General features: G+C 41.6%; 14 protein-coding genes. 13 read left to right on the top strand and 1 reads right to left on the bottom strand.

The genetic code is table 11. The features are described from left to right. Positions 1-406: 406 nt before the first annotated feature. A complete protein-coding gene (locus ATH1_RS0116255) occupies positions 407-1003 on the bottom strand; it encodes a Crp/Fnr family transcriptional regulator (protein ID WP_162096805.1) in 597 nt (198 codons plus the stop codon). Positions 1004-1214: 211 nt separating this feature from the next. Between ATH1_RS0116255 and sqr the strand changes: the two genes are divergently transcribed. From sqr to ATH1_RS0116190, 13 genes are all read left to right on the top strand, one after another. After that, the gene (gene sqr / locus ATH1_RS0116250) at positions 1215-2468 is read left to right on the top strand and encodes a type III sulfide quinone reductase, selenoprotein subtype (RefSeq protein ID WP_010424278.1); all 1254 of its coding nucleotides are present in this window, start codon (positions 1215-1217) and stop codon (positions 2466-2468) included. 11 nt (positions 2469-2479) lie between these two features. After that, a complete protein-coding gene (locus ATH1_RS0116245) occupies positions 2480-3142 on the top strand; it encodes a hypothetical protein (protein ID WP_010424277.1) in 663 nt (220 codons plus the stop codon). A gap of 6 nt (positions 3143-3148) precedes the next feature. Then, a complete protein-coding gene (locus ATH1_RS0116240) occupies positions 3149-3457 on the top strand; it encodes a TusE/DsrC/DsvC family sulfur relay protein (RefSeq protein WP_010424276.1) in 309 nt (102 codons plus the stop codon). A gap of 18 nt (positions 3458-3475) precedes the next feature. Then, complete coding sequence (locus ATH1_RS0116235; protein WP_010424275.1) at positions 3476-3976, top strand: DsrE/DsrF/DrsH-like family protein; 501 nt, start codon at positions 3476-3478, stop codon at positions 3974-3976. A 317-nt stretch (positions 3977-4293) separates the two neighbouring features. Next, positions 4294-4893 carry a DUF3109 family protein gene (locus tag ATH1_RS0116230; protein WP_010424274.1) on the top strand — a complete coding sequence of 200 codons (600 nt, stop codon included), beginning with the start codon at positions 4294-4296 and terminating at the stop codon, positions 4891-4893. Between the two features lie 176 nt (positions 4894-5069). After that, on the top strand, positions 5070-5780 hold the full coding sequence (locus ATH1_RS0116225; protein ID WP_010424273.1) for a YebC/PmpR family DNA-binding transcriptional regulator: 711 nt from the start codon (positions 5070-5072) through the stop codon (positions 5778-5780). A gap of 787 nt (positions 5781-6567) precedes the next feature. Continuing rightward, entirely contained in the window at positions 6568-7929 is a 1362-nt protein-coding gene (locus tag ATH1_RS0116220) for a dipeptidase (protein ID WP_010424272.1), read from the top strand. A 494-nt stretch (positions 7930-8423) separates the two neighbouring features. Further along, positions 8424-10616 (top strand): glutamine synthetase III family protein, encoded by a 2193-nt coding sequence (locus ATH1_RS0116215; protein ID WP_010424271.1) that lies wholly within the window; start codon positions 8424-8426, stop codon positions 10614-10616. Between the two features lie 274 nt (positions 10617-10890). Continuing rightward, a complete protein-coding gene (locus ATH1_RS0116210; protein WP_010424270.1) occupies positions 10891-12447 on the top strand; it encodes a carboxypeptidase regulatory-like domain-containing protein in 1557 nt (518 codons plus the stop codon). A 65-nt stretch (positions 12448-12512) separates the two neighbouring features. Further along, on the top strand, positions 12513-13685 hold the full coding sequence (locus ATH1_RS0116205; RefSeq protein WP_029164181.1) for an AIR synthase related protein: 1173 nt from the start codon (positions 12513-12515) through the stop codon (positions 13683-13685). A 426-nt stretch (positions 13686-14111) separates the two neighbouring features. Then, positions 14112-15200, top strand: coding sequence for a peptide chain release factor 1 (gene prfA / locus ATH1_RS0116200; protein ID WP_010424267.1), 1089 nt, complete (start codon positions 14112-14114; stop codon positions 15198-15200). A 163-nt stretch (positions 15201-15363) separates the two neighbouring features. Further along, positions 15364-16191 (top strand): orotidine-5'-phosphate decarboxylase, encoded by an 828-nt coding sequence (gene pyrF / locus ATH1_RS0116195; RefSeq protein ID WP_010424265.1) that lies wholly within the window; start codon positions 15364-15366, stop codon positions 16189-16191. Between the two features lie 168 nt (positions 16192-16359). After that, the gene (locus ATH1_RS0116190; protein WP_029164180.1) at positions 16360-17646 is read left to right on the top strand and encodes a DUF2851 family protein; all 1287 of its coding nucleotides are present in this window, start codon (positions 16360-16362) and stop codon (positions 17644-17646) included. The last annotated feature ends 104 nt before the right edge of the window (positions 17647-17750 follow it).

The raw sequence follows: 17750 nt of genomic DNA, 5'->3' as shown, positions 1-17750 counted from the left end.
TCGTAAAGGCGTAAGAGCGAAAGCTTAGACTGATACGCTCCCTACCAAACATGGTAAGCTGTCAGGTTATGAGCGTTTAACGCAGGTAAGCCTTCGGCCTCGCACATATTGCAATCTCCGTGCTAACGGCCTTACTTTGATGGCAAAAAATGAGGATGACCTTATCAATATTCAAGAAACTATTCCGGGAATTGCATTATACAATAGCAACTATGATCCGGACCTGGCTGACCTTTTACCTCACAATTGGAAAAAATCCAACCATTGCCGGAATTTTCCGGAAAGCTCCAACTAATTCCAAAAGATTCCAGTAGTACTTAGAAAGATTCAACTCCAAGGCCGGTATTTCCGGCTTGGGAAATTTTTTTTTACTTTTACAATACGTGGGAGGCCTATGGCTTACGATTTAACCGTATCTGGCAATGCGTTTTAGTCGTTCGGGTTCGAGTATTTCAATCTCTTTCCCATTGATACGTATGAGTTTGTCTTTTCGAAATTCACTGAGTCCCCGGATAGCATTCTCTGTGCTGATACCTGCATACTCAGCAATTTCCTTTCGTGTTACAGGCAGTTCAAACACCTTGGATGAAAATATATCTGTCGAAAACATGTGCAATACCATTGCCAGCTTTCCCTTGAGATTCAAGCGTTTCAACTCCAGGCTTTCATGCAGGATTTTATCCGTTGTCAAGCTGAGCTTCTTCATCAGGTCAATGGTAAAAGCCGGATTCGTAGTAGCAAAGCTTTTTATTAAATCCATTTCAATAACACATACATTAGACGGCACAAGAGCAGATACACTGTACTGATATTCATCGGTAGAAAATGCGCTTAAAATGCTTATGAAATCCAGCGGACGTGCAAAACTTACAATCTGATCTGTTCCGATTTCATTGTCCAGATACAATTTAACAAGACCATCTTTGAGGTACATGAATTTCTCAATTTTTTCGCCCTTACCAATAATGTTTTCTGAGGCATCATAATGATATTCCTTTCGCATGTTGCAGATATCTATTATTTCATCTTGAGACAGATGATTGAAAAAGACATCCCTCAACTTGCAGTTCTCACATTGACAGTTTGTGTTTTTTACCAGCTCAGCCATATGATATTTATTATTTTATGATATGTGTCATAGCATAAACATCAACTATCGTGAATAGTTTACTGTATTTTTATTAACAAACAAGATAACAAAAATATTAAAGATTATGAAGAGAATACTTATACTAGGCGGTGGAACAGCCGGCACCATCATGGCAAATAAGTTGCGAAAAGCATTATCATCGGATGAATGGAAAATTACAATCCTTGATAAGGACCGTACTCATTATTATCAGCCCGGATTTTTATTCATTCCGTTTGGAATATACAAACCGGATGATGTGATCAAATCCAAAAGTCAGTTCATTCCGGCAGGTGTGGAAATGATTTATGATGAGGCCGAAAAGGTTAATCCGGATGATAATTCGGTGCTGATGAAAAATGGTCAGACGCTTAATTACGACTATCTGATCGTGGCCACCGGAACAGAACTCAGGCCGGAAGAAACGCCCGGGCTGAAAGGGGAATTGTACTACAAGGATATTTTTGATTTTTACAGCATCGAGGGTGCCATGGCACTCAACAAGAAGTTACGTACTTGGGAAGGTGGTAAACTGGTTGTTGCTATCCCGGAATTGCCATATAAATGCCCCGTAGCACCACTTGAATTTGTTTTTCTTGCTGAAGCCTATTTTACAGAAAAGGGCATTCGTGACAAGGTGGACCTCACCTATGTCACATTGATGTCAGGCGCCTTTACCAGACCAATAGCATCCAAAATGCTGGGTGAACTGCTGGAGGAGAAAAACATTAATGTGGTGACGGATTTTTACACCGAACGTGTGGACGATGAAAAGAAACAATTGGTTTCCTACGATGAGCGTACAGTGGATTTCGATATCCTCACCATTGTGCCGGTGAATAAGGGAAGCAAAATCATTGAAAATAGCAAGATGGGCGATGACATGGGTTTTGTCCCAACTGACAAACACACGCTCAAATCTGAAAAGTGGGATAATATTTTTGTGCTCGGCGACGCAGCCAATCTTCCTACATCAAAAGCAGGTTCGGTAGCACATTTTGCATCTGATATTCTTTTTGAGAACCTCATAAACGATATCGAAGGCAGGCCTATGACAGCAAAATTTGACGGGCATGCCAACTGCTACATTGAAACCGGGTATGGCAAAGGTGCACTGATTGATTTCAATTATGATACAGAACCGCTGCCGGGTACATTTCCGTTGCCGGGGATTGGCCCCTTTGGCTTACTGAAAAACACAAAGATCAACCACTACGGCAAGGTAATGTTTCGCTGGATGTATTGGCATATTCTACTTAAAGGAAAAGAGCTACCTGTAGAGCCACTAATGACCATGGCAGGGAAAAAGGTAATCAACTCTGAAAATACCCAACAGTAAAATACGTAGCTATGAATGACTCAATGCAAACACAAATAAACGAACTGAACAACAAGATGGACGAAGTTCTGAGTTACATCAGTGAAAAAAAATTACGCAGCATGGCTACCGATGACCTGATGAGCGATTTGTCGATTGTAGGTAAGGACATGTATGACACCGCTGTTGATGAACTAGATAAACAGCTTGTAGAAATTGACCCTGATGAGGTTAAAAGCCTGGTAATCAAGTTACTTCGCAATATCGACACCTTTACCCAACTGATGGATGCCATGGAAAGCATTACTGATTTGCTTCAGGATGCCTCCCCACTTGCAACCGAGGCTATCATTGATTTCTCAAAATACCTTCAGAAACTCAATGAACGGGGATTGTTTGAAATTTCAGTAGCGCTGCTGCAAAGCTTCACCAAAATATTGGAAAAAACCGACCCCGAAAGCCTACGCAAGATCGGGGAAAATGGTGATTTGCTGGTTTCAATCGGTAAAAAAATCACCGACAGGAAAATGCTGGAACAAACAGACAAGATGCTCTCTGCTTTGGCAGAAACCAGTAAGCAGGATATAAAGCCGGCATCACCAATAAAACTCTTGTTCGGTTCGAACAAAAAAGAAATGAAGAAAGCAACAGGCTTCCTGTTGCAATTTATGAATAATATGAATCAAAAAAGATAACAGATTATGGAAAAAACAATTGCAGGAAAAAACATCGAAGTAACTGAAGAAGGATACCTCAAAAACATGGCCGACTGGTCCGAAGATGTTGCCAGAGAACTAGCCAAAGAAGAAAACATTGAATTAACCGATGAGCACATGGCTGTCATCAAATACCTGAGGGAAAAGCATGAAGCCGGAGAGCAACTCACCATCCGAAAAATTAAAAATTCCGGGATTGTGGATATTAAAGGCTTTTATAAACTTTTCCCGGGCGGCCCGCTGAAAAAAGCATCGAAATTGGCCGGTATTCCTAAACCGACATCATGTGTTTAATCTTAAAAATATTCAGTTATGAACTCAAAAGATAATGCACTAAAAAAAGTCAGCATCATTTGTGCAAAAGGAAACCTGGAAGATGTGTATGCTTCGCTGGTATTGGCCAATGGTGCTTTGATGGAAGGCATGGAGGCCAAACTCTTTTTTACTTTTTTCGGCCTTGATGCTATCACCAAGAAACGAATGAATAAACTGCATACAGCAACCGTAGGCAATCCTGCCATGCGCATGCCGGGCGGGCTCTCTTTTCCAACTCTGCTGGGCATATTGCCCGGTGTGGAAGCGGGTGTATCTTCCATGATGCGCAACCAAATGGAGAAGATTGACATCCCGCCTGTGGGCGAATTCCTGGAAATGTTTACCGCAGGCGGCGGTGAAGTGTTCGCTTGTAAACTCGCTATGGACATGTTTAAACTGACAAAAGAAGACCTATGGGAAGATGTTTCAGGGGTGCTTACGGTTGGTGAATTTTACGAAAGGAGTGGCGGTGAAAACTCCCAGATCATTTTTACCTGATGTCTATCTATCTGCTGATGTTAATCGACATCAATCTTGATGTTTTTGTTCAGGTGCTAAGAAGTTAAGTTCAAAATATACATGTCGGGCACTATGTCTTTGATATTAAGTGTAATGCGTGTTTTGCGTCCGTGATATTCTCACGTTTTGCAACAAATTGCGTCGTTACTATATTCTACTCCCCTTATGTCAGGTCACTAATTTAGGACAGTTCCATACATAAACTGTCCTTTTTTAATATCAATATTTCCTTAAATTTGCACTCCAAACATTTTACCTCGTTTTATTAAACACGGTAAAGGAATACCAAAAAATAAATGGTTCAAATTGATGACAAGATTATCAGCCTCGACATTTTTGAAAAGCATTTTGTATGCGATTTATCAAAGTGTTTAGGTAGTTGCTGTGTAGAAGGTGAATCGGGAGCACCACTGAAAGATGAAGAAACAGCAATTCTTGAAGATATCTATCCGAAAATCAAACATCTGCTTTCCCCCGAAGCGGTTGAAATAATTGAAAGAAGCGGCACCTGGGAGATCGATGCCGACGGTGACAAGGTAACTCCCATTATTCACGGGCGGGAATGTGTTTATACTTATTTTGACAGCAACGGAATTTGCAGATGTGCCTTTGAAAAGGCTTATGAGGAAGGACTTATAAACTTCAAAAAGCCAATATCATGTCATCTTTATCCCATTCGTGTGGATAAATATTCAGGTTATGAAGCGTTGAATTATCATTCGTGGCCGGTTTGTGATCCTGCCCGCGAGTTGGGGAAAAAGATGGGACTTCCCGTTTTCCGTTTTCTGAAAGAGTCGATTATCCGGAAATATGGTGAAAAGTTTTATGAAGAGATGGAAGAGGTGGCTATCCATCTTGAAAAACAAAAATCAAAATCAGTGGGGGACACGGAATAATTTAATATATAGCATGAGTGCGGAATAAAAAGCATATTTTTGTCAAAATCAAGGCGTTTTAAATTTTTGTACCGGAGTTAACTCATTGTTAATGAGGATTCAAAAATTTAAAACAACACTGAGTTTGGCAACAAAGATGCTTTTTAGACCGGGCTCATAGCATTAATCAATAATTCATGGGACGCGCATTTGAATACCGTAAGGCCAGAAAACTCAAACGTTGGGGAAATATGGCCAAAACTTTTACAAAAATTGGACGTGAAATTTCTATTGCCGTTAGAAACGGTGGCCCTGATCCCGCCGGGAATCCTCGTCTCAGGATGCTGATTCAGAATGCCAAGACGGCCAATATGCCCAAGGAAAATGTGGAAAGGGCAATAAAGAAAGCTACAGGGAAAGACCCGTCCGATTATAAGACTGTAGTTTATGAAGGCTACGCGCCACATGGCATTGCTGTTTTGGTTGAGACAGCAACAGATAATCCTACGCGCACAGTGGCCAACGTTCGCAGCTATTTCAACAAGGCCGGCGGCGCACTTGGCACGTCAGGGAGTGTCGATTATATGTTTGAGCACAAGTGTGTCTTCAAAGTAAAAATGAAAGAAAAACCTGATCTGGAAGAACTTGAGCTGGAACTTATAGATATAGGGGGACAGGAGGTCTTTGTTGAGGATGACCTTATTATAATATATGGTGATTTTGAAGCGTTCGGGCCTATCCAGAAATATCTGGAAGAAAACGGTTATGAAATCGAAAATGCCGATTTTGAAAGAATCCCGCAAAACACACGAAAACTTTCAGCCGAACAGGCTGAAGATATCGAAAAACTGCTTGTCAGGTTTGAAGAAGACGATGATGTGACAAATGTCTTCCATAATATGGCCTGAAAAATATAACTGATACCTGTTATTACATGCAAAAATGCCTCAAGGTGTTCTTTGCATAAAGGCCTTTTTATATGAATTGTTTATTTTGAAATAAAAGATCGTTTCATTTTTATCAGTATTCAAAAAAGCTGGATCGAATTGTTATAATCTTTGTTCTTCCAGTTTAATGAGTTGACATCTCTCATAGCGTTTGCCGGTAAAATTTCCTTACTTTACCTGCTTTATTTATGAATTTTCTATTACAATGCTAAAATGTCGGCAGAATATGAGCATCCTCATCAAATTTAATCTGAAAATAGTTCACTGTTTCCTGCTTTAAATTTGTCTGCAGTTGCTTGTATTATTTGATATTTGAGCATTTCATGACGAAAATATATAATTCAATCATGCGAGTTCCATTCGACCAACAACTTAGACTAATTTTATACGGATGAAATTGTTAGGATTGTTAAGATTGTTAAATTGTTAGCTAATGTAATAAAACTTATAACATGCTAACAACTAATACATTAACAATATTAACAACTTTAACAATTCTAACAGCCGTAACAATTTATTAAATGTAAGATGAAACGAGCATGGCAAAGATTGTTTTAATAGATTTTTAGATTTAAAATGGTAAGATGTAAGATAAAACGGGCCTGACAAGGCATACCACAACAAGAATATTTATAAAGTCTTGCATGCGAGTTCCATTCGACCTTAATAAAATTATATACTGATGAATAAAGCAGACAGGTTTTAAATTGATAATTGTGTCATTTTCCGCAAAATAAAAGTTAACGATATGCAAGACATTAAACAATACATTGAAGAAAACAAGGAGCGTTTTCTGGAAGAACTTTTTGAATTAATTCGGATACCTTCGATTAGTAGTGAGTCGGCCCACAGAGAGGATATGCGTCGTGCCTCTGAAAAATGGAAGGAGCTTCTTTTAAAGGCTGGCGTTGATAAAGCAGAAGTCATGGAAACAAAAGGGCATCCCGTGGTTTTTGCAGAGAAGCAGGTTGATGAGAATGCGCCTACTGTTTTGGTTTACGGACATACCGATGTAATGCCCGTTGACCCGTTGGAACTCTGGAATACCGATCCTTTTGAGCCGGTAATTAAAGATGGAAAAATCTGGGCAAGGGGTGCTGACGATGACAAGGGACAATCCTTTATGCACCTTAAAGCTTTTGAATATTTGGTCAATACCAATCAGCTCCATTGCAATGTTAAATTTCTTATAGAAGGAGAAGAGGAAATTGGTTCTGCACATTTACCGGAATTTTGTGAAAACCATAAAGGCCTTCTGAAGGGAGACGTTATTTTGGTTTCTGACACCACCATGCTCGAACCCGATGTTCCTTCAATAACAACCGGTTTAAGGGGCCTGGCGTACTGGCAGGTTGATATAACGGGGCCTAACCGTGACCTGCACTCCGGAATGTTTGGCGGAGCTGTCGCAAATCCGGCCAACGTACTTTCGAAGATGATTGGCAGTCTGATTGACGATAAGGGTCATATAACTATTCCCGGGTTTTATGACGATGTACTGGAGGTAAGTGATGAGGAACGTGAGTTGATGGACAGAGCACCTTTCGATGAGGCAGCCTATAAAAAAGCCATTGGCGTGGAAGCACTACAAGGGGAAGAAGGATATACTACCCAGGAAAGAACCGGAATTCGGCCTTCTTTCGATGTGTGTGGGATATGGGGCGGCTACACAGGCGAAGGAGCAAAAACTGTGCTGCCTTCCACGGCACATGCAAAACTGTCGGCACGCCTGGTCCCAAATCAGGATCACAAAAAAATTGCAGAACAATTCAAGGAATATTTTAAAGCTATTGCACCCGATTCTGTGAAAGTGGAAGTTTCTGTGCTTCATGGCGGGCAAGCTTATGTTTGTCCGATAGATATGCCTGCTTACCGTGCGGCCGAGAAAGCATACCTGCAAACTTATGGAAAACGTCCCGTTCCGGTTCGGAGCGGCGGGTCTATTCCAATTATTTCAGCTTTTGAACAGATTTTAGGGATGAAATCTGTTTTGATGGGATTCGGTTTAAGCAGTGATGCCATACACAGTCCTAACGAAAATTATCCCCTGGAGCAATTTTTTAAAGGAATAGAGACAATTCCTTATTTCTACAAGTATTTTTCAGAATAGGTTGTTGAGTTTCTCAGAAAAGTAAACGTAATCATTCCCCTCGATTTCGATCGAGGGTTTTTTTTTGCCTCTCGTCTGCGGAGAGTTAGATTAATACTGAATAGTTGAAACGAGCATGGCAAAGTTTGCCACAATCAGAATATGTATAAGTTCTTGCATGCGAGTTCCATCCGACCTTAATAAATAAATTATATACGGATGAAATGAGCATGACAATGATTGTCACAAAAGAACATGTATAAAACTCTTGCATGCGAGTTCCATCAGGCCAATGACTTAGACTTATTTTATACTGATGAAAGTATATGACGGCCACTATATACCTTCATAATACACAATTCATCACTAAAAAAATGCTTTATAATTTAAAATACCCTCATAAAAACATGGTTTCATCAAAAAAATGCCCAATTTTTCAAAAAATACCCCTTAAAAAATAGGAGTAATGTATAAAATTAATATATTTGCCAGAGTTAACTCGAAAAAATATCGTTATGGCAAAATTAAGATTTACTGCATTGGAAGAGCTCCTGAACAGAGATACCAAAAAAGTGGAGGGAACAAGAATTCCTACTTCCGATTATTTTGGTGAATTGGTTTTCGACCGTCCCAAAATGAAAAAATACCTTTCAAAAGATGCCTTTGAACACGTTATTGAAGCCGTGGAAAAAGGAACACGTATCGATCGCCGTATGGCCGATCAGATTGCACTTGGCATGAAGGCATGGGCGATGGAAAATGGTGCGACACATTATACGCACTGGTTTCATCCGCTTACCGACGGTACTGCCGAAAAGCATGATGCCTTTTTAACCTTTGGTGAATTCGGGTCCATGGTTGAAAGCTTTTCCGGTTCATTGCTGGTGCAGCAGGAGCCTGATGCTTCGAGCTTTCCCTCCGGTGGAATCCGAAATACTTTTGAAGCGCGGGGATATACTGCATGGGATGTTTCCTCTCCGGCGTTTATTGTGGGAAGCACTTTATGTATACCAACGATTTTTGTTTCGTACACAGGTCATGCCCTTGACTATAAATTTCCTTTACTTAAGGCGCTTCAGGCTGTTGATAAAGCTGCAGTAGAGGTTTGTCAGTACTTTGATAAGAATGTGACCAGGGTTATCAGTAACCTTGGCTGGGAGCAGGAATATTTTTTGGTTGATGAAGCTTTGTTCCAGTCGAGACCCGACCTGGTGCTCACCGGCAGAACACTTATGGGACACTCCTCAGCAAAGGATCAGCAGCTCGACGACCACTATTTCAGCTCCATTCCCGAAAGAGTGATTGCATTTATGGAAGATTTTGAGATTGAAGCCTATCGTCTCGGCATTCCGGTAAAAACGCGCCATAATGAGGTAGCGCCTAATCAGTATGAGGTAGCGCCGATTTTCGAGGAGACCAACCTGGCCAATGACCATAATCAGCTGGTTATGGATGTGATGAAACGGGTTGCCCGCAAGCATAAGTTCCATGTGCTTTTCCACGAGAAACCGTTTAAGGGAATTAACGGATCAGGGAAACACAATAACTGGTCATTGAGTACCAACACAGGGGTGAATCTGTTGTCACCCGGCAGAAATCCGAAATCCAATTTACAGTTCCTGACTTTCCTTGTTAATGTCCTTAAGGCAGTTTATGATAACCAGGATATTTTGCTCGGAAGCATTATGTCGGCCGGAAACTCACACCGGCTGGGTGCTAACGAGGCACCACCGTCAATTATTTCGGTTTTCCTCGGCAGCCAGATATCAGCTATGCTTGACGAGTTGGAAACCAGAGTTCCTGATAAAAAGATGACACCGGACGAAAAAACGGCACTCAAACTCGATATTGGCAAGATTCCCGAGATTTTACTCGATAATACCGACCGTAACCGCACCTCGCCTTTCGCGTTTACAGGAAACCGTTTTGAATTCAGAGCGGTCGGATCGTCTGCCAATTGTGCCTCAGCAATGATCGCGCTCAATACCGCTGTGGCTAACCAGCTCAAGGTATTCAAAACAGAAGTGGATGCCCTGATCGATAAAGGGTTGAAAAAGGACGAGGCCATTTTTCAGGTTATCAAGGAATACATTACCTACTCTAAAAATATTCACTTCGATGGTGATGGATACAGCGAAGAGTGGGTAAAAGAGGCTGCTAAACGCGGCCTGGTAAATGTATCAAATGTGCCCGAAGCCTTAAAAGCCTATTTGTCAGATAAGGCTAAAAAGCTTTTTTCTGAAAATGGTGTCTTTACCGAAGTTGAACTGGAAGCCCGTACCGAAGTTGAACTGGAAAAATATACCAAAAAAATCCAGATTGAAGCCCGGGTTCTGGGCGATTTGGCATTGAACCATATTGTGCCTACTGCTGTTCGGTACATGAACACGCTGATTGAGAATGTTCAGGGGCTGAAGGATATATTTGGAAAAGAGTCGGATTATCAGGAACTGGTTTCCGATCGTCTTGATCTGATCAAGCAAATATCAAACCATATTCAGTATATCAAAAACAAAACCAATGATATGGTGGAAGCACGGAAAGTTGCCAATAAAATAGATGATATGGAGAAAAAGGCTGAAATGTACGATCAGAAAGTACGTCCCTATCTCGATGATATACGTTACCATATCGACAAGCTGGAATTATCGGTTGATAACGGTATCTGGCCATTGCCTAAATACAGAGAGCTTTTGTTTGCCCGTTAATGAACGGGAAGAGGTTTTGACTCGGGAGTGTCCCCGGATTTTCCGGTGGACACTTTCCCTTTTTATAAGAATTTGTACACTCCCATATTATCAAGGAAAATATTTGTTTCTTTTTTTCGTTACTCTCTATGTTAATGGTAACTTTGATGCGGCCTGCCATCTTAATGATGTAAAAAACCGATTTTGTAATTAGAGCCCGTCTGTAAAGTCGGGAAAGGTTGTAACAAATTATGGCATTGAGACACATTTTTCAGTTATTAACCGGAACAAATATATGCCCTTCAGATTAACACAAATTTTTTCTCTGCTTTTTTTTGTAATTGCTGTTCTTATCCTGACGGCTGGTTGCAGTGCCGAAGCTAAACTTGCATCCGGCGTTAAACTATACGAAACAGGTGAATATAGTCGTGCCGTTGAAAGGTTTCGGAAGATGGATTTTGACAACAGGTACTACCGCAGTCAGGCTTCTTACTATCTGGCTATGTCCTATTACAGGATAGGACAGGCACAAAGAGCATCTGCCTATTTTCAGCGAGCCTTACGTTATGGTTTTTCAAAGCCTGAGACCTATTTTTTTCTGGGACAAAGTCTGCGAATGCGGAAAGAGTATGAAGAAGCTGTTTCCGCCTATGAAGAATATCTTAAACACGATGTAGGAAACAGAGCTGCACTAAATGGTATCACTTCCTGTAAAATGGCAATGAGTAATCCTAAACCTTCCCGTCATGTACTGGATGTTAATTTTCATCTCCGGTCATCAGAAAGTGATTATTCTCCGACTTTCTCAGGAAATGATTATTCTACGGTTTACTTTTCGTCAATGCGGGGAGGCGACAAAAAAAAGAACATTAACCGGATAACAGGACAGGGGAGTTCTGTGATTTACAGTGCCATTCAGGATGGAAGAGGTGGCTGGGAAAAACCCGTTCCTTTTATCGGTGATGAGGAGATTGCAACTGACGATGGAACACCCTCTTTTTCTGGCGACGGGAAAGAAATGTATTTTACCCGCTGTACTTATTCCGATGAAGGGCCTTCAGGTGCTTCAATTATGGTTATGAAAAAGTCGGGTGGCCGTTGGGGACAACCCGAAAAGTTACCGATGGGACCGGATAGCCTTGTTTATGCGCATCCCGCCATTTCACCAGACGGACAAACCCTTTATTTCGTTTCTGACCAGCCCGGTGGGTTTGGAGGTAAAGATATCTGGAAGGTAACACGAAATTCCGGAAATGAATGGGGGATGCCGGTAAATCTGGGCGCTGAGATTAATACTCCTGCCGATGAAATGTTCCCTTATGTAAGAGAAGACGGGCGTTTATATTTCTCATCCGACGGACTTGTCGGCTTTGGAGGCCTCGATATTTTTGAAGCTGAATGGAATGAGGAATCTGAAGAATGGAGCGTGAAAAATCTTGGATTACCGCTTAATTCCGAGGCTCACGATTTTGGAATTGCTTTTCGGGGCACTCGCGAAGCAGGTTTTTTGTCTTCATCTCGTGGAAGTTATCGTGGGGTTGACCAGATTTTTGAGTTTGAGTTGCCCTTGATAGAAGCTGTGCTGAAAGGACGAGTTGTTGATGAGAAGGGCCGTCCTGTTAAGAATGCCGGTATTCATGTAGTCGGGAATAACGGGGTGAACCGTAGAACGAATACTTCTGAAGATGGCCGGTTTACTTTTGTTTTGGATCCCGAAGCCGAGTATATTGTCATGATTATGGCAGACGGATATTACAATAACAAGATCACCTTATCAACCATCGGAATGGAGGAAAGCGATGAATATGAAGAAACTGTTACGCTGAAAAAAGCAGAGTCGACAGCTGAGTAATTTTCTCCCCCAAAAACTTTATGTATTTTTGTGCTCTGAATTCTTATTCCAAAAACATACCATTCGTGCAAAAAGATTTAAGATATAATCAGCGTGGCGTTTCTGCATCGAAAGAGGATGTGCACAGAGCAATTGAGAAGGTGGACAAGGGTATTTTCCCGAAAGCCTTTTGTAAAATTGTACCCGATTATCTGAGTGGAGACCCCGAATGGTGCAATATTATGCATGCCGATGGGGCAGGAACAAAATCCTCGCTGGCATATCTTTACTGGCGCGAAACGGGTGACTTGTCGGTTTGGAAGGGAATTGCCCAGGATGCTTTGGTGATGAATCTTGACGATCTGCTGTGTGTCGGAGCTACCGATAATATTCTTCTTTCTTCTACCATTGGAAGAAACAAAAACAAGATACCCGGCGAGGTTATTTCGGCAATTATAAACGGTACCGAAGAACTATTGGAAAGTCTTCGTCAACTGGGCATTTCTGTGTACAGCACAGGAGGGGAAACGGCCGATGCAGGCGATTTGGTTCGTACCATCATCGTAGATTCAACCGTAACAGCCCGCATGAAACGAAGTGATGTTATCTCCAATCATCTGATACAACCCGGCGATGTCATTGTGGGTTTGTCATCAACAGGACAGGCTGCTTACGAGGATTTTTACAATGCAGGAATGGGCAGTAACGGTCTTACTTCTGCACGCCACGACATATTTGCCCATTATCTTGCTGACAAATATCCCGAGAGTTTTGATCCCTCTGTTCCGGAAGAATTAGTATATCAGGGCAAATTTAAACTGACCGATACCATTGAAGAACTTGGAATAGACGCCGGGAAAATGGTTCTGTCGCCTACCCGCACTTATGCTCCCGTGGTGAAGCAGGTGTTGAAGAAACTACGACCCCACATTCACGGAATGGTACATTGTTCGGGAGGTGGGCAAACCAAGGTGATGAATTTTGTTGAGAACATGCATGTGGTAAAAGATAATTTGTTTCCGGTTCCGGATTTATTCCGGATTATTCAGGAAACATCACAAACCCCATGGCAGGAAATGTATAAGGTTTTCAACATGGGGCACCGATTCGAGTTTTATGTGAACCACTCCAAGGCCCAAAATATCATTGATATTGCCGGCGATTTTGATATTGATGCTAAAGTAGTGGGATATTGTGAACCTTCAGCCGGGGGTAATAAACTCACAATTAAAGGAGAAAAAGGGACCTGGTATTATTAGCTGCATTGGTAGGTATATACCTGTTTCAGAACTGAATGTATGCGTCTGCTGCGTCTTTTCTGTTTGCAGGTTTTTTTATGTTTGTAAACAAGTGGTGTTGAATAATACTTAAATTATTAATAATAAATTACTTACATTGCATAGTTTCATTTAAGGAGCAAGGTTTTCATCCGTATAAAATTTATTTATGAGCGCAGTATAAAAAGCATATTTTTGTCAAAATCCAGGCGTTTTAAATTTTTGTATCGGAGTTAACTTGTTGTTAATGAAGATGCAAAAATTTAAAACAACAACGAGTTTGGCAACAAAGATGCTTTTTAGACTGAGCTCAACAATGGAAAATAAATTTGAAACAGACTGCTGACTTTTTCAGCAGCCTCTAATTAGTTACGTATAAGTAAGGTAACTTAAGTCAGATAAAAAATTATGGCACAAGATAATTCATTACTTGAAAAACTGGAAGCGCTCAGGTTGCGTTTCGAAGAGGTGGGACAAATGATAACCGATCCTGCTGTGATTGCCGATCAGAAGAGATATGTGAAGCTCAACAAAGAGTACCGTGAACTGGAAGAAATTGTCGAAATGGGCAAACAATATAAAAACCTGGTCGACAATATCGATTCTTCACGAAAAATGCTGAAGGAGGAAGACGATGAAGAAATGAGAGCACTCGCCCGTGAAGAACTTGCTGAACTGGAAGAGAAAAAGCCGGAGATGGAAGAAAAAATTAAAATGCTTTTGCTGCCTGGTGATCCTGAAGATTCAAAAAATGCCGTGATGGAAATCAGAGCCGGTACCGGTGGTGATGAAGCCAGTATTTTTGCCGGCGATTTGTTCCGGATGTACACCAAGTTCTTCGAAAAGAAAGGCTGGAAGTACGAGGTGACCCATTATTCCGAAGGCACTGCCGGTGGATATAAGGAAGTGGTGATGAAGGTATCCGGTAATGGTGTGTATGGAATACTGAAGTATGAATCCGGCGTTCACAGGGTACAGCGTGTGCCACAAACCGAAACTCAGGGACGTGTGCATACTTCTGCGGCCTCTGTGGCTGTTCTGCCCGAAGCCGAAGAGTTTGATATTGATTTGAAACAGGAGGATATTCGTAAAGATACCTATTGTTCTTCCGGCCCCGGCGGACAGTCTGTCAACACTACTTATTCAGCAATTCGCCTCACGCACATTCCTACCGGAATTGTAGTAACCTGCCAGGATCAGAAATCGCAGCTAAAAAATCTCGATAAAGCCATGGCCGAACTCAGAACCCGTATCTATAACCTTGAATATCAGAAATACCTTGATGAAATTGCTTCAAAGAGAAAAACCATGGTTTCCACCGGTGACAGATCGGCCAAAATACGCACCTATAATTACCCGCAGGGACGTGTTACCGATCACAGAATCAACTATACCATATATAACCTGCCGGCTGTAATGGACGGCGACATTGGCGGAATTATTGATAAACTTCAGATTGAAGAAAATGCTGAACGGCTCAAAGCCAGTGAAATGTAATTCGTTGACTGCTGCCGGGAAGCGTTATCCCGCCGGTTCTTGGAACTTCGGTCACAGCAACCGGCAACTATAAACAAATAAACCCGAAACAAACAACCAGTAACCAGCCATCAGCAACTAAGAAACCAGAAAATAGAAACCATCAACCAAAAAATCATCGGTAATGACCAGACAGGAATTATTCGAACAGATCAAAAAAAAGAAGAGCTTTCTGTGTGTCGGACTCGACAGTGATGTAAATAAGATTCCTCGCTATCTGTACGATACCAGCGATCCTGTTTTTGCTTTCAATAAAGAGATTATTGATGCCACGCACGAGGTAGCTGTGGCTTACAAGCCCAACCTGGCATTTTATGAGAGTATGGGGGTAAGCGGGTGGAATACCCTGGAAAAGACAGTGAATTACATCCGGTATAATTATCCCGATATTTTTCTCATCGCCGATGCCAAACGAGGTGATATTGGTAATACTTCCGGCCATTATGCCAGGGCTTTTTTCGATACAATGGATTTCGATGCTGTAACAGTTGCTCCTTATATGGGCGAAGACTCTGTTAAGCCTTTTCTGACTTATGTAGGGCGATGGGTCATTCTTCTTGCGCTTACCTCCAATAAGGGGGCTGACGATTTTCAATATATGAAGGAGAAGGATGAACACCTGTTTGAAAGGGTGATAAAAACTTCGCAGAAGTGGGGCGACAAAGAAAATATGATGTATGTTGTTGGCGCTACCCGGGCCGAAATGCTGAAAGATATTCGCTCTTTTGCCCCCGACCACTTTCTGCTTGTCCCCGGTATCGGTGCCCAGGGGGGCAGTCTGGCCGAAGTAGCCCGTAACGGGATGAATGCGCAATGCGGATTATTGGTTAATTCATCACGTGGAATTATTTTTGCCGGCGATGGTGAGGATTTTGCTCAAAAGGCCCGAATCGCCGCTACGGAAATCCAGCAGGAAATGGCCGGACTATTATCCGAAAAAGGGATTGTTTAATCTTCTATTGTTTGGTTCCGGCTATGCCAGGTAGGAAATAACTCATTTCCTTGCGGATTTTGGGTAGGAATAAATCAAAAAACTTTGTATTTTGCACATTCAAAGGTTGGGTTGCGTCATTTTTTGATGCAGGGAATTGTTTTGAACAACATTATTAAACCCATACCTATGAGTGAAGATTTTTTACATTTTATCTGGCAGCACAGGCTGTATAAACAAGGTTTGTTTGTAACCGATCAGGGACACAAGATTGAGATTGTGCACCCCGGTTTACCAAATACCGATTCAGGACCGGATTTTTTCAATGCTAAAATTAAGCTGGACAACGTACTCTGGGCTGGTAATGTTGAAATTCACCTGAAAGCTTCCGACTGGAATCGTCATCAACATCACATGGATCATTTGTACGATAATGTCGTATTGCATGTTGTGCTGGAGAACGATGCAGACGTGCATACAGCAGAAGGCAGAAGCGTTCCCGCCTGGAAAATTCAGATTCCTCAGTCGATAATTCAGAGTTATAATAATCTGAACCGGCATCATGGATGGATTGCCTGTGAGAAGATGATCCATTATATTCCGGATTTTGAAATATTATCCTGGATTGAACGGATGCTGGTTGAAAAGCTGGAACGAAAAGTTGATATAATTGAAACACTTCTTGACGGATCACGTAATGACTGGCAGAGCGTGTTCTATGTAATGCTCACCAGGAATTTCGGCTTTGGTTTGAACGGAGATCCTTTTGAGCAACTGGCACGCCAGACTCCTTGGACCATTGTGGCACGAAATGCCGATTCCCGCGAAAAACTGGAAGCTCTTTTTCTTGGACAGGCAGGATTTCTTGACGGTATCGTGTATGAAGATGAATATGTGCAGTTTCTCAAACGAGAATATGCGTTGATGCAAAAGAAATATAGTTTGAAGCCATTACCTGCACATTTGTGGAAATTTTTACGCTTACGCCCCGGAAATTTTCCGACATTGCGCTTGGTGCAGCTTGCAGCAATTTTGTCGCACCACCCAGCCATATTTGATAAAATACTTGATTGTCAGGATTTTGCGGTTATTAGTGAATTATTTCAGGTTGAACCCTGTGAATACTGGAACAGTCATTACAAACCTGATGTTAAAGGGAAACGTCATTCCACAAAAATTGGAAAACAAGCCGTCGAGCTTATAATTATCAATACTGTTGTTCCCGTCCTTTTTGCTTACGGAAAGCTAAGAGGGTTACCACATTTGCGTCAGAAGTCGTTTGATCTGCTCGAAAGATTACCGCCCGAGAGGAACAGTATTGTCCGTAAGTGGGGAAAGACTTTGCCCAATATTAATATCAGGTCTGCCGCTGAAACACAGGGGTTGGTTTATTTAAAAAAGAATTACTGCGATCAGCACAAATGCCTGAGATGCAGAGCCGGACAGAAGGTTATGGCGCAAAGTTTTGAGGTATAAAAGAACAGTGCATAGAATATTAGATGTTTAGAATATTAGATGTTTAGATGATTAGATGTAATATGATTGACTTTATGGATTGACACTAATTTGTGCAATTGTCA

This window comes from Anaerophaga thermohalophila DSM 12881 (assembly GCF_000191885.1).
Lineage (GTDB): Bacteria > Bacteroidota > Bacteroidia > Bacteroidales > Marinilabiliaceae > Anaerophaga > Anaerophaga thermohalophila.
Note: the sequence above shows the minus strand (reverse complement) of the source record. Positions and strands in the feature narration are given on the sequence as shown.

Excerpts from the sequence above, each read along its gene's own strand:
- ATH1_RS0116255 (WP_162096805.1), bottom strand. The coding sequence starts at position 1,003 with ATGCGAAAGGAATATCATTATGATGCCTCAGAAAACATTATTGGTAAG.
- sqr (WP_010424278.1), top strand. The coding sequence starts at position 1,215 with ATGAAGAGAATACTTATACTAGGCGGTGGAACAGCCGGCACCATCATG.
- ATH1_RS0116245 (WP_010424277.1), top strand. The coding sequence starts at position 2,480 with ATGAATGACTCAATGCAAACACAAATAAACGAACTGAACAACAAGATG.
- ATH1_RS0116240 (WP_010424276.1), top strand. The coding sequence starts at position 3,149 with ATGGAAAAAACAATTGCAGGAAAAAACATCGAAGTAACTGAAGAAGGA.
- ATH1_RS0116235 (WP_010424275.1), top strand. The coding sequence starts at position 3,476 with ATGAACTCAAAAGATAATGCACTAAAAAAAGTCAGCATCATTTGTGCA.
- ATH1_RS0116230 (WP_010424274.1), top strand. The coding sequence starts at position 4,294 with ATGGTTCAAATTGATGACAAGATTATCAGCCTCGACATTTTTGAAAAG.
- ATH1_RS0116225 (WP_010424273.1), top strand. The coding sequence starts at position 5,070 with ATGGGACGCGCATTTGAATACCGTAAGGCCAGAAAACTCAAACGTTGG.
- ATH1_RS0116220 (WP_010424272.1), top strand. The coding sequence starts at position 6,568 with ATGCAAGACATTAAACAATACATTGAAGAAAACAAGGAGCGTTTTCTG.
- ATH1_RS0116215 (WP_010424271.1), top strand. The coding sequence starts at position 8,424 with ATGGCAAAATTAAGATTTACTGCATTGGAAGAGCTCCTGAACAGAGAT.
- ATH1_RS0116210 (WP_010424270.1), top strand. The coding sequence starts at position 10,891 with ATGCCCTTCAGATTAACACAAATTTTTTCTCTGCTTTTTTTTGTAATT.
- prfA (WP_010424267.1), top strand. The coding sequence starts at position 14,112 with ATGGCACAAGATAATTCATTACTTGAAAAACTGGAAGCGCTCAGGTTG.
- pyrF (WP_010424265.1), top strand. The coding sequence starts at position 15,364 with ATGACCAGACAGGAATTATTCGAACAGATCAAAAAAAAGAAGAGCTTT.
- ATH1_RS0116190 (WP_029164180.1), top strand. The coding sequence starts at position 16,360 with ATGAGTGAAGATTTTTTACATTTTATCTGGCAGCACAGGCTGTATAAA.